Annotated in this window: 10 protein-coding genes; 7 read left to right on the top strand and 3 right to left on the bottom strand. The window is 65.2% G+C overall.

The features are described 5' to 3' along the window. Nucleotides 1–111 precede the first annotated feature (111 nt). The 3 genes from ACROSR_RS16100 (at nucleotide 112) to nhaC (ending at nucleotide 5,731) form a co-directional block, all read left to right on the top strand. The gene (locus tag ACROSR_RS16100) at nucleotides 112–234 is read left to right on the top strand and encodes a hypothetical protein (RefSeq protein WP_432686857.1); all 123 of its coding nucleotides are present in this window, start codon (nucleotides 112–114) and stop codon (nucleotides 232–234) included. Between the two features lie 186 nt (nucleotides 235–420). Further along, on the top strand, nucleotides 421–4,086 hold the full coding sequence (gene putA, locus ACROSR_RS16095; protein WP_432686855.1) for a bifunctional proline dehydrogenase/L-glutamate gamma-semialdehyde dehydrogenase PutA: 3,666 nt from the start codon (nucleotides 421–423) through the stop codon (nucleotides 4,084–4,086). 118 nt (nucleotides 4,087–4,204) lie between these two features. Beyond that, on the top strand, nucleotides 4,205–5,731 hold the full coding sequence (nhaC, locus tag ACROSR_RS16090; RefSeq protein WP_432686853.1) for a Na+/H+ antiporter NhaC: 1,527 nt from the start codon (nucleotides 4,205–4,207) through the stop codon (nucleotides 5,729–5,731). A 133-nt stretch (nucleotides 5,732–5,864) separates the two neighbouring features. Here nhaC and ACROSR_RS16085 read toward each other — a convergent pair whose 3' ends face one another. Both ACROSR_RS16085 and ACROSR_RS16080 read right to left on the bottom strand, forming a co-directional pair. Continuing rightward, nucleotides 5,865–6,320 carry a GAF domain-containing protein gene (locus ACROSR_RS16085; RefSeq protein ID WP_432686851.1) on the bottom strand — a complete coding sequence of 152 codons (456 nt, stop codon included), beginning with the start codon at nucleotides 6,318–6,320 and terminating at the stop codon, nucleotides 5,865–5,867. Then, nucleotides 6,317–7,999, bottom strand: coding sequence for a gamma-glutamyltransferase family protein (locus ACROSR_RS16080; protein ID WP_432686849.1), 1,683 nt, complete (start codon nucleotides 7,997–7,999; stop codon nucleotides 6,317–6,319). The genes ACROSR_RS16085 and ACROSR_RS16080 overlap by 4 nt, the downstream gene beginning before the upstream one ends. Before the next feature lie 95 nt (nucleotides 8,000–8,094). Between ACROSR_RS16080 and ACROSR_RS16075 the strand changes: the two genes are divergently transcribed. From ACROSR_RS16075 to ACROSR_RS16060, 4 genes are read left to right on the top strand one after another with little or no spacing between them, the layout of a single operon-like run. Next, complete coding sequence (locus ACROSR_RS16075) at nucleotides 8,095–8,901, top strand: GntR family transcriptional regulator (RefSeq protein WP_432686847.1); 807 nt, start codon at nucleotides 8,095–8,097, stop codon at nucleotides 8,899–8,901. Between the two features lie 36 nt (nucleotides 8,902–8,937). Then, a complete protein-coding gene (locus ACROSR_RS16070; protein WP_432686845.1) occupies nucleotides 8,938–9,876 on the top strand; it encodes a tripartite tricarboxylate transporter substrate binding protein in 939 nt (312 codons plus the stop codon). Continuing rightward, nucleotides 9,873–10,493 (top strand): hypothetical protein, encoded by a 621-nt coding sequence (locus ACROSR_RS16065; RefSeq protein WP_432686843.1) that lies wholly within the window; start codon nucleotides 9,873–9,875, stop codon nucleotides 10,491–10,493. The genes ACROSR_RS16070 and ACROSR_RS16065 overlap by 4 nt, the downstream gene beginning before the upstream one ends. Nucleotides 10,494–10,502: 9 nt before the next feature. Further along, nucleotides 10,503–12,098 (top strand): tripartite tricarboxylate transporter permease, encoded by a 1,596-nt coding sequence (locus tag ACROSR_RS16060; RefSeq protein WP_432686841.1) that lies wholly within the window; start codon nucleotides 10,503–10,505, stop codon nucleotides 12,096–12,098. Between the two features lie 34 nt (nucleotides 12,099–12,132). On the opposite strand, the gene ACROSR_RS16055 is transcribed toward ACROSR_RS16060, so the two are convergent. Beyond that, nucleotides 12,133–12,843 (bottom strand): TspO-related membrane protein, encoded by a 711-nt coding sequence (locus ACROSR_RS16055; RefSeq protein ID WP_432686839.1) that lies wholly within the window; start codon nucleotides 12,841–12,843, stop codon nucleotides 12,133–12,135. Nucleotides 12,844–13,069: the final 226 nt, after the last annotated feature.

The following is a 13,069-nucleotide window of genomic DNA, read 5'->3' as shown; positions in this document are numbered from 1 at the left end:
ACTCGCAGGATGGGATACAACCTACCTCAACGCCATCCTCACCTCGTCCCCAGCGTAACTTGGATTCGAAGCCCTGGCCCCGGCCCGGCCAGCATTGACACCGGACACGACATGTTCGACATTGAATCGAGTGACATGCATGGACGATGGAAACGCCGCACTGGCGGCCGGGCCGAAACGGTCCGACAAGCACGCCAGGTCACGGTCGTGCCGCTGGATCCATGCGATCTGTGACCATTGCAGCAGGCGCCCGTTTCCGGACAAGACTCAGTGGACGACCAAGTCCTTCGGACAAGGTCGCGTGCCGGACCCGGCAGCGCCACGCAAGACCGTTAGAGATGGTGGTGCAGACCGCAGACCCGATCACATCCCCGGAACGTGCACGGTCGAAAGAACATCACGAGAGGTAGGAGGATGGACATGAATATTGCCCGGACACACGACGACACGGCACAGACCGCGTATCGCGCCCGGATCAGGGAACATTACTGGACCGACGAAGCGGAAGTGATCCGCATGCTCTCCGAGAAAATCGGCCTGTCCGAGCCCGACCGCGCCAAGGTCGCCGCCATGGGCGCGCAATATGTCTCGCGCGTTCGCAAGGAAACGGACCCGTCGATGATGGAGGCATTCCTGGCCGAATACGGCCTGTCGACCGAGGAAGGCGTCGGGCTGATGTGCCTCGCCGAGGCGCTGTTGCGGGTGCCTGATGCGGAGACCATCGACGACCTGATCGAGGACAAGATCGCACCGTCGAACTGGGGTGCACACCTGGGGCATTCGACGTCCTCCATGGTCAACGCCTCGACCTGGGCGCTGATGCTGACCGGGCGTGTTCTGGACGACGATCCGAAAGGCCCCGCACGGGTGCTGCGCGGCCTCGTGAAACGGCTGGGAGAGCCGGTCGTGCGCACGGCCGTCGGCCAGTCCATGAAGATCCTCGGACGGCAGTTCGTGCTGGGCCAGACCATCGACGAGGGCATGAAGAACGCCCGTGAGCTTGAAAAGAAGGGTTACACGTACTCTTACGACATGCTGGGCGAGGCCGCGCGCACCGATGAGGACGCGCAGCGCTATCACACCGCATATGCCAAGGCCATCGCGGCGATTGCCAAGCAGGCCAAGGGCGATGTGCGGTCCAGCCCCGGCATCTCGGTCAAGCTGTCGGCGCTGCATCCGCGCTACGAATACACGCATCGCGAAACGGTGATGCAGGAATTGCTGCCGCGTGCGAAGGAACTGGTCAGGCAGGCGGCGAAGGCCAATATCGGCTTCAACATCGACGCCGAGGAACAGGACCGGCTGGACCTGTCGCTCGACGTGATCGAGGCGATGCTGGCCGACCCCGAGCTTGAAGGCTGGGACGGGTTCGGCGTCGTCGTGCAGGCCTACGGGCGCCGCGCCGCCCCTGTGATCGAGGCGCTTTACGACATGGCCGAACGTCTGGACCGCAAGATCATGGTCCGGCTTGTCAAGGGGGCCTACTGGGATACCGAGATCAAGCTGGCCCAGGAAATGGGCGTCAAGCGCTTTCCGGTCTTCACGCGAAAGGTCAACACCGATCTGAGCTTCATGGCCTGCGCGCAGATGCTGATGGATCGCCGCGACCGGATCTACCCGCAATTCGCCACGCATAATGCCCATACATGTGCCGCCGTCGTCGCGATGGCCGGCAATGACAAGGACAGCTTCGAGTTTCAGCGCCTGCACGGCATGGGCGAGTCGCTGCATGGGATCGTGAAATCCTCCGAAGGCACGCGCTGCCGCATCTACGCGCCGGTCGGGGCGCATCGCGATCTTCTGGCCTATCTTGTCCGGCGGCTGCTGGAGAACGGCGCGAACTCGTCCTTCGTCAACCAGATCGTGGACACCTCCATTTCGCCCGACGAGATCTCGCGCGATCCGGTGGACGACGTGAAGGCGCTTGGCGACAAGATTTCCAATCCGATCATCTCGCAACCGCACGAGCTGTTCGCGCCGGATCGCAAGAACTCCAAGGGGTTCCGCGTCAACGAGCCCGCGTCGATCCTGCCGCTTCTGGCCGCACGCGAGGAATTCGCCGACACGACATGGCGCGGCGGACCGATGATCGCCGGCAGCCCCGGCCCCGAGGGACCCGTGCGCGACGTGCACTCGCCCGCGGACACCACCCGCGTGATAGGTACCGTGCAGGATGCGACACCCGAAGAGGTCGCCACGGCGCTGGACGCGGCCGAAACCGGGTTTCAGGCGTGGTCGGCGCGGCCGGTCGCCGAGCGCGCGGACGTGCTGCGCAAGGTCGCCGATCTCTACGAGGATAATATCGCCGAACTGGCGGCGATCGCCACCCGCGAGGCGGGCAAGACCCTGCTCGACGGGATCGCCGAGGTGCGCGAGGCGGTCGATTTCCTGCGCTACTATGCGGGCGAGGCCGAGCGTCTGGACGAGGAAGAGCCGGGCGGCCCGCGCGGCGTGTTCGTCTGCATCAGCCCGTGGAACTTTCCACTGGCGATCTTCACCGGACAGATCGCGGCGGCGCTCGCCGTCGGCAATGCCGTTCTGGCCAAACCCGCCGAACAGACCCCGCTCATCGCGGCCCGCGCGGTCGAACTGATGCGCGAGGCCGGGCTGCCCGAGGCGGCGCTGCAACTTCTGCCCGGCGATGGCCCGACGGTCGGCGGACCGCTGACCAGCGATCCGCGCATTGCGGGCGTGTGCTTTACCGGCTCGACCGAGGTGGCGCATATCATCCACAAGGCACTGGCAGAGAATGCCGGGCCCGATGCCGTTCTGATCGCCGAGACGGGCGGGTTGAACGCCATGATCGTGGACAGCACCGCACTGACCGAACAGGCGGTGCGCGACATCCTGATCGCGTCGTTCCAATCCGCCGGGCAGCGCTGTTCGGCGCTGCGCATGCTCTATGTTCAGGAAGAGGCGCGCGACCGGCTGCTTCACATGCTGTACGGCGCGATGGACGCGCTGGTCATCGGCGATCCGTGGCGCACCGATGTCGACGTCTCGCCGGTGATCGACGCTGACGCGCAAAAGGACATCTCGGGCTACGTCGCCGCGCATGAGAAAAGCGGCACGGTCACCAAGAAACTGGCGGCGCCCAATGGAGGCACCTTCGTGTCGCCCGCCGTCGTCAAGGTCAACGGCATCGCGGATCTCGAACGCGAGGTCTTCGGGCCGGTGCTGCACGTGGCCACCTTCAAGGCGCGCGATATCGACAAGGTCGTCGATCAGATCAATGCGCGCGAATACGGCCTGACCTTTGGCCTGCACACGCGGATCGACGATCGCGTGCAGCAGATCGTGGACCGCATCCATGTCGGCAATGCCTATGTCAACCGCAACCAGATCGGGGCCATCGTCGGATCGCAACCCTTTGGTGGCGAAGGTCTGTCCGGCACGGGCCCGAAGGCCGGCGGGCCGCTCTATCTGACCCGGTTCCGGCGCACTGCGAAGGCCGAAGACCTGCCCGCGCCAGAGGCCGCGGCGGTCAAGGCCGATGCCATCAAGGCGACGCTGAAAAAGATAGATGCGCGCAACTGGGCGGCACGGCCGGATCGTGTCTCGGCGCTGCGCGGTGCCCTGAGCGGCAGCAAGGGCTTGATCCGCAAGGCCCTTTCCGAGACGGCGGGCTTCGACATGTCACCGCAGACCCTTCCCGGCCCCACGGGCGAGAGCAACCGCCTGCGACTGTATCCCAAGGGTACGGTCCTGTGCCTGGGGCCGACGACGGATGTGGCGGTAGCCCAGGCCGTGCAGGCCCTCGGGGCCGGCTGCGGCGTACTGATCGTCCTTCCCGGCGCCGAGGCGGCCGCCAAGCCGCTCAAGGCTGCCGGCGCCCCCGTCGCGACACTGGATGGCACGGTGGATGCAGAAACCCTCACGTCCCTTCAGGGGGTCGCGGTCGTCGCGGCCGCCGGGGCGTCGGACTGGACCCGTGAGCTGCGCATCGCCCTCGCACAGCGCGACGGTCCGATCCTGCCGCTGGTGACCGAAACGATCGCGCCCGAGCGCTTCGTCCTCGAACGGCACCTCTGCATCGACACCACCGCGGCGGGTGGCAATGCAAGCCTGCTCGCGACGGCCTCCTGAGGGTGTTCCGGCTGATTGACACCCGGCAGCCGGGCGGCAATGGTGACGGCCTGAGGTGCCTGATCGGCACCTCGGGCGCCATGAAAAGAAAAAGACGACACCAACAGAGGAGATGACGATGAAATCCGATGAGACCGCCCCAAGAGCGCCATCGCTCGGCATTGCGCTCACCCCGGTGATCCTGACATTGCTGCTGCTTGCCCTTCAGCTTTTCTATTTCAGCGATTTCACCCCCCATATCCCGCTGGCCATCGGCCTTGCGATCACCGGCGTCGTCGGTCTTTACCTCGGACACAGCTGGCCGAGCATGGAAAACGGCGTGTTCCGCGTGATCAACGTATCGCTGCCGTCGGTCTCGGTGCTCATCGTCGTGGGCATGATCATCGGGGTGTGGATCGCCAGCGGCACGGTGCCGACGCTGATCTATTACGGCCTGATCATCCTGTCGCCCCAGATCTTCCTTGCGGCCGCCATGATCATGTGCGCCGTGGTGTCCCTGTCGCTGGGGACGTCCTGGGGCACGATCGGGACCATCGGCCTTGCGCTTATGGGGATCGGCGCCGGTTTCGACGTGCCCATGTACTGGACGGCCGGTGCGGTCGTGTCGGGCGCGTTCTTCGGCGACAAGATCTCGCCCTTGTCCGACACCACCAACCTTGCGCCCGCGGTGACCGCCACCAACCTGTTCGATCACATCCGAAACATGATGCCTACCACGGTGCCCGCCATGCTGATTGCGCTGGCGATCTACGTGTGGGCCGGCTTCGGCATGGTCGAGGGCGACGCGGCAACGTTCGAGAAGATCGAGGCGATCACCTCGACATTGCAGGACAACTTCCTCATCTCGCCCTGGCTGCTGGTTCCGGCACTGCTGGTCATCGCGCTTGCCATCGCGAAAAAGCCGCCGATCCCGTCGCTTTTCGCCGGTGTCCTCGTCGGTGGCCTGATGGCGATCTTTGCACAGGGCGCGACGCTGCATGACGTGTTCGGCTTTGCCAATAGCGGCTATTCCATCGAGACCGGCGTCAGCGAGATCGACAGCCTGCTCAACCGTGGTGGCGTCCAGTCGATGATGTGGACGATCTCGCTGATCCTGATCGCGCTTGGCTTTGGCGGTGCGCTGGAACGGACGGGATGCCTGCAGACCATCATCGAGGCGATCCTGTCCAAGGTCCATTCCTTCGCCGGCGTCCAGACTTCGGCAATCGGCACGTCCATGGCCACAAACCTCGTCGCGGGCGATCCCTACCTGTCGATCGCACTGCCGGGCCGGATGTATTCGCCGGTCTATCGCGGCATGGGCTACTCGACGCTCAACCTCAGCCGCGCCGTAGAGGAAGGCGGCACGCTGATGTCGCCGCTCATTCCGTGGAATGCGGGCGGTGCCTTCGTGATCAGCGCGCTTGGCCTCGGCATCGCGAGCGGAAGCCTTGAAAACCTGCTCTACATCCCGCTCGCGTTCGCGTGCTGGCTGGCTCCGGTCATCGGGATTCTCTACGCGTGGGTGGGCCTGTTCTCGCCCCGCGCGACAGAGGCCGAGCTTCAGGACTGGCGCGACAACGACCGTCAGGTCACCGATCTGCGCCAGTACGGTTATGACGATCCGCTGGAAGGCATTGAGCCGGCCGCGGTTCCGGCCCAATAGGCCAGACGCGCGCATCAGGAAAAGACCGCGCCCTTTCACAAGGGCGCGGTCACACGAAGACACCCGGACAAATGGCAAACCATCCGCACCGTCCCGGCGGACAGTGAAGTCAAAGGCGGGACCGTTCAGCGGATCAGCCTCGCAGCGCCAGTGCTGCCGCAAGGATCTGCCCGGTCGCCGCGTCATCTTCGGAAAATGCCGGTGCGGCGCGCAGGAAATTGATGGTGCCCATCACGCGCGCCCCCCGAAGGACCGGCACATTCAGAACCTCGGTCAGGCCGAGCGCCAGAATCGTCTCATGGTCGGAAAACGCCCAGACGATGTCATTCGCACCTGACCCGATATTCACCTGACGACGGACAAGCACCTTGTCGCCCCACGCGGTGTCGCGCTTTGGCTTGCGACCGCTGACGGGATAGCTGTCGGGCAAGGTCGAAAACAGCCGCTCGACCTCCATCGTCGCCGCATGGAGCCGCATCGCGGTGAAAAGACCGTTGGGAATTGCCTGCGCGCACAGCGTGTAAGCCGCATCGCGTGACGTCGCAGGGTCCGCGATACGCCGTAGTGTCTTGAACAGAACGTCCGTCATCGGTGGCCCCCTTGCGGCTGGCCCGGCCCCGTCGCCGAGGTTCCGGCGCGGCGCGGGTCCGCGACGGCCTGAACGCGGTCATCCGTGCGTATGGCCACGCAGATGCCGCCTGCCATCCATGTCCGGTCCGGCCACGCCTCGACGTCGTGCCCGCGCGCCGACAGGGTCGCGACCTGAGCCGCAGGCAGGTCGGGTTCGTAAAGCACCTTGTTGGGATGCACGTCATGCGGCGCGAAACTGCCGGGATAGGCGTAGGTTGCGACGCGTGGTGCCTCTACCGCCTGCACGGCCGATCGTCCCAGATCCAGCATCTGCAGCAGGACCTGCGTCATCGCTTGCACCTGCATGTCACCGCCCGGCGTGCCCATGGCAAGCCACGGCTTGCCGTCCTTCAGCGCAAGGATCGGATTCGGCGTGAGGCGCGGGCGCTTGCCCGGTGCCAGCGCGTTGAGATGTCCGGGGGTCGCGCGCGATTGCGATCCGCGCGACGAGACCGACAGGCCCGTTCCGGGGATCACGACCGTGTCATAGCTGGGGTCACTGGGGGTCGCGGAAAAGATGTTGCCGGCCCCGTCGATGACCGACACATGCGAGGTGTCCGCGCAACCGACGCGATAGACCGGGGCGTCGCCGCTGGGGTCCGTCACGGTGCCCGGCGCGGGCAATGGGTCGGACCTGTCGCCGATGGTCGCCAGCCGCTCGGCCAGGAACCCCGGCGCCAACAAGTCCGCCGGGGCGATCTTCATGAACCGGGGATCGGTGATATGGGCCTCGCGATCCGCGAACACGCGCTTGAGAACCTCCAGAAGGAAATGCAGGTTCAGGTCATTGCCACACCGCGCCGCGTCAGGACCGGCGGCTTCGAGCATCGCAAGGGTCTGGGCCATGGATATGCCCTGACACCACGCCCCGCAGCAATGCACGTCGACGCCCCGGAACCGGACGGCATGCGTCGGCTCGTCGCGGACCCGATACGCGGCAAGATCGTCCGCCGTCAGAAGCCCGCCATTGGCCGCGTGGAACGCCACGATCCTGTCGGCGATCCGGCCCTCGTAAAAGGCCGCGCGCGCTGCCGCGAGCCCCGCGCGCCGGTCGCCGCCTGCCGCGGCCTCGGCTGCGATCATCTGCTCCAACGTCCAGGCGAGATCCGTTTGCACGAACAGCTCGCCCACCTCGGGCGCACGCCCGTTCGGCAGAAAGATCTCGGCGGTCGATGGGTGGCGTGCATATTTCCCGGCCCGCTGCGCGACGAAATTCGCGAACAGGGGATAGACCTCGAACCCGTGGCGGGCGGCATCCAGCGCCTCCTGCGCGATATCGGCGAAGCGCAAGGTCCCCTTGTCCGCAAGCGCCTTGATCCAGCTTGCCGGGGCGGCGGGCACGACGGTGCGCAGAATGCCTTCGGGAACATGGTCGCCGTGGTCGCGGTGCATCCTGTCCACGTCCACCGCCGCCGGCCAGCCGCCCAGTCCATCCTGACTGGTCACGGTGCCGGTATCGGCGGAATACATGATGATCGGGGCAACGCCGGCGATCGAAACGAGATCCGGCTGCACCACCCCCAGCGTCAGCCCCGCCGCCACACCGGCATCCACGGCATTGCCACCTTGGCGCAAAATCCGCTCGGCTGCGGCCGTCGCGATCGGATGACCCGTGGCCACCGCCCAAACGTCCGTCATCTCGCACTTCCTTTCGTGATGTCGCCCATAGCTGCAAGCATGTTTGTTAACTACGTTGTTGACAAGTCAAAATATAGATATCTAATGTTGTTTGTATGAGTTCCACTATAAACAACCCGAGTTGCAACGCAAACAAGCTGTCTCTGGCGCCGCTGATCGCGCGATGGGAGGCCTGCGAAGCCGACGGCACCAAGTATCAGCGACTGGCCGAGGCCTTTGCGGGCTGCATTCGTTCGGGCGATTACGCACCCGGAGATCAACTGCCCAACGAGACAGAGATCTGCGCCGCGCTGCCCGTGGGTCTGTCGACCGTGCAAAAGGCGCTGGCAGAGCTGGTCGAGGACGGAATGGTCATCCGGCGGCGCAAGCTGGGCAGCTTCATCGCGGGGCGCAGTCATCAGGTCCCCGAGGTCCATGTCTATCGGTTCCGCGATCCCGTGACCGGCGAGCTGTTGATGCCGTTCACACGGGTGCTGGGCATCGAGACCGTGCGCACCGCCGAACACGGGGCCCTGCTGGACGGGTTCGACGCCGAATACGCCACGCGCATAGATCGCCTCGTCTGGGTCACCGGATCGCAACCCGCCTACAGCTCTTTCCTCATTCGCTGCGAGCACGCGCTCGACCTGCCCGACAGCCCCGATGTGCTGCACGGCGCGTCCTATCACCGGCTGCTGTGGGAGAAATTCGGCATCCGCATCGCCAGCGTCCACCACAATGTACGGGCCGATCTCTTGTCTGGCCGGGCCTGCGCCCGGCTCGATCTGGCCGCGCCGCATGTCGGCATGATCTGGAACGCCTTTGAATATGACCGCGACGACAGGCTTCAGATCGTTCAGCATTTCGAATTGCCCCAAGGCCATCGTCCCATGGAACTGGTCGAAGGCAAACCACGCGCATGACCCCGCGCATCTACCCGCACCAAACTGGAGAAAGACATGAGACGCATCCTGATGACGACCGTCGCGGCCCTGACACTTGCAGGTCCGGCACTGGCGGAATGGAACCCCGACGGCCCGGTCCGGCTGTGGATCGGCTATGGCGCGGGCGGCGGCACCGACGTGCAGGGCCGCACGCTGAGCAAGGAGATCGAGGCGCTGCGCGGCTGGCAGGTGATCCCCGAGAACAAGGCCGGCGATGACGGCCTCGTGATGTCCGCGCAACTCATGGCCGAGGAACCCGACGGACAGACCCTTGGCTTTGCGATCACCACGACCTACGATTTCGCGCCGATGAACAGCGACAGCCTCGCGCCGGAGGATTTCACCTATATCACCACAACCGCCGGGTCGCAGATGGCGGTCCTGGCCCGCAGCGAAAGCGGTTGGGAAACGCTTGATGATCTGAAGGCCGCCGCAGAGGCGGGCGAAGACATCGTCTGGGCGAACTGGGGCACCCAGGTCGAAGCCGGCGCCGAGATCGTCGCGCGTGCGCTTGGCATCGACGTCAACCACCTGCGCACCCAGGGCGGGCGCGGCGTGCTGAACGCGCTGGTCGCGATGGACGCGAATGTCGGCTGGGGCGGCGGCGTGCAAAAGCCGCTGGTCGAGGCGGGACAGCTCAACATCCTGGCCTCGGCAGAGGACAAGCCCGTGGTGCTGGCGCCTGAAAAGCCGACATTGCAGGATATGGGGATCGATCTGAACCTCGGCTATCAGTACATCATCACCGCGCCCGCCGGCATGCCCGACGAAATCCGTGACGAGATCGCCGGCGTCGTGTCCGAAATCCTGTCCAATCCCGACAGCGAAACCCGACAGTTCATCGAAAAGCAGTACCCGCCGGCACCGATCGTGACACAAGGCAAGGCACTGCGTGATCAGATCCTCACGAATTACGAGGCGAATGTCGGGATGATGCAGGCCCTGACCGAATGACACGCGGTCCCGCGGACACATGCGCCGGAAAAACCGGCGGGCGCTGGAACCTCTGGTTCGGGGCTGCGGTCCTGGGCTTTGCGGTCCTTTGCCTGACGGTCTGGTTCCCGCGGGACATCGGCAGCGGCTTCATGCAGCAAAACCTCACCGGGCGCACCGTGCCCGGTGATGCGTTCTTTCCGGTCATCCTCGTGGCGCTCATGATTCCGCTGGCGGTCCTGTTGATGTTCAGCCAGTTGCGGGGCGGCACCGCGCGCGGCGGAGAGCCGGTAGGCCGGATCGGGCTGGCAAATCTCGTCTTTCTCGCACGGGTGGCGCTGGTAACGATCCTGAGCCTGCTGGTGATGAGCAAAGCCGGGACTGCCGTGGTGTGGATCACCAATACCGCCGGCCTGACCGAGGCCAGCGGATACCGGGCCCTGTCGGGCACCTTTCCTTACAACGTCGTCGGTTTCTTTCTGGGCGGGACGCTGTTGACCTGCGCCTTCATGCAGATCACGCGGCACGCCTTGCGACCGCGCGACGTGCTGATCGCGGCCACCACCGCCGCGATCCTGATCCTTCTTTTCGCCGGGCTGCTCGACAACGTGCAGCTTCCTCCGAACGCCGATCTCTGAGGTCAAGGCATGGACATCTTCATCGAGTATGTCGGCCTCGGCATCACATCGGTATTCCAGACGGCCGAGGGCGGGTTCTGGATCCTGCCGATGGTCATGGTGCTGGTCGGTGTCGTCGTCGGCATCCTGATCGGCGCAACACCGGGCATGTCGGGACCGTTTGCCATGGCGATCGCCCTGCCCGTTCTCGTGTCGATATTCGGCTACACGAACGAGGCGCTGTACCCTGTGCTGGGCTGTTTGCTCGGGATCATGAAGGGCGCCACCGTGGGCGGTGCGGTTCCCGCGATCCTGTTCAACACGCCCGGCACGCCGGATGCCTTTCTGACCACGCTCGACGGCAACCCGATGGCCCGCAAGGGGCAGGCGCGCAAGGCCATCCAGACGGCGCATTTCTCGTCGGTCATGGGCGACAATTTCTCGGATCTGGTTCTGTTCATCGCCGCCCCGGTCATCGCCATCGCGGTCGAGCGCATCCTCGACCTGCCGGAGAAATCCGCGCTCATCATCCTGTCACTGTGCTTCATGGCCGCGGTCGTGGGCAACGCCCCGCTGAAGGGTCTGATCGGCGGGCTTCTGGGGATGTTCGTATCGCTCGTCGGCTCGACGCTGTCGGGCAACGGTCCGCGTCTGACACTCGGCCTGCCAGAGCTTGGCAACGGGCTGCCGCTGACCTCGGCGGTTCTGGGTGTGCTGGTGCTGTCCGAAGTGCTCGTCGCGATCGAGGACATGAGCCGCGAAAAGGCGCGCAACAGCGCCCCGCCAGAGCCGCCCGAAATGGGACCCAAGCTTGGGTGGGCCGAACGCCGGCGCATGTTGCCGGGCATCCTGCGCGGCGCCTCCATCGGCACGCTCATCGGGGCGCTGCCCGGTATCGGCACGACGACGGCGGCCACACTCAGCTACGATACCGCCAAGCGGCAATCGAAGACGCCCGAGGCCTTCGGCACGGGCACGCCCGCCGGGGTGGTCGCGACGGAATCCGCGAACTCGGCGGTCTCCGGTGCCAATCTCATTCCCGTCATGAGCCTCGGGATTCCCGGAAACTTCGCGGCCGTGTTCATCATTCTCGCGGTCGAGACGATCGGCGATTTCGCGTTCGGCCCGCAGGTCTTCCGGTTCACCCCGATCCAGGAGGTCGCGGGATTCGGCACGATCATCAACGATGATCTGGTGATCGCCTTCGGCCTGTTCACGATGATGGCGCTGGCCAATGCCGTCAACTGGACGGTCGGCGGTGCGTTGATGGGGATGCTGGGATATCTGGTGCGCATTCCCAAGGACGTGGTGCTTCCGGTCATCCTGACGGTGTCCCTGACCGCGGCCTATGTGCAGGACGGGGGCTATCTCGGCCTTGTCACGGCCTGCGCCTTTGCAGCGATCGGATATGTGCTGCGGCGACTGGATGTGTCGATCCTGCCTTTCGTCATCGGGTTCCTGCTGGCGCCAACCCTGGAAAACCTTGTGCGCGGCGCCTACACGGCATCGGGCGGGGACGCGCTGTTCCTGCTGAAATCACCCATCGCGCTCGGCATGCTCGGTCTGTCGGCGCTGCTTCTGATCCGCATGGTCCGTCAGGCCCGGCGCGCACGCCCTGCACCGTGACATCCGAACGAACGCTGGCACAGACGTCGGCCGTTCAGGCGCGCGATCGGCTGTTGCGCACCGATGTCACCCCGAGAAAGGCGATGCCGGCGATCGACAGACCGATCACGCCGGCATCACCCGGTCCAAGATTGGCGACGATCACCCCGACAAGCGCCCAGATCACGGCGGCCGGGTAGGCCAGACTGTCCGGGCGCGCCCGCTGCATCGCCGCCGCAATCGCAAGCGCCAGCACAAGACCGATATAGGCCGCGACGGTCTCGGACGTGTACCCGTACCCGGCCAGCATCAGCCCGACCGAAACACAGGACGCTGCCGTCAGCCAGCCTGCATAGGCCCCCACCGGCTCGCGCTGAAGCCAGCGATCCTCGGTGCCCGCCCGGACCAGTGCGGCCAACGCGGTGACAAGCATCACCCAGATCAACACCGTCGCCCAGACGACGGACACCTGCGCCACCGAAATCCAGGCGCTGCCGATGGCAAGGCTGATGAACAGCGGCGGCCGGCCCAAGCGCCAGTCCCGCGCCTGCGCCCGCGCAAAGAGCCCGAACCCCGTGCCGGCAAGAAGCCAAAGATAGATCACCCCCCAGATCGAAAAGGCATATCCCGCCGGCTGTATAGGCGGATCGACTTGCGGATTTGGAAACTGGTTTTCAGTGAACCCGTTGAACCCGCTCGACAGGAACGGCGAGACGGCGAACCCAATGGCGGCCAGAAAGGTCAGTATGGCAAATGCGCGTGTCATGTCGATCTCCAGTCTTGGCCCGAACTATCATCCTGCCGCGAGATGCCCTGAGGCGAAGCTGCCGCTGCCTCGCGCCCGACCTATCGCGTCCGCCGCCGCCCTGTTTGTAACGGGCCATTTGGCTTTCGGGGTGCGGTGTACCGATCCGGTTGTCAAGCGGCATGGGGCGACCACACCACACCGGCGTTGTCCATGCCAGGTCGCCAGCATGTCCAGCCCTGTACCC

Source organism: Roseovarius tibetensis, from assembly GCF_050896375.1.
Lineage (GTDB): Bacteria > Pseudomonadota > Alphaproteobacteria > Rhodobacterales > Rhodobacteraceae > Roseovarius > Roseovarius tibetensis.
This window is presented reverse-complemented; position numbering and strand designations above follow the sequence as displayed.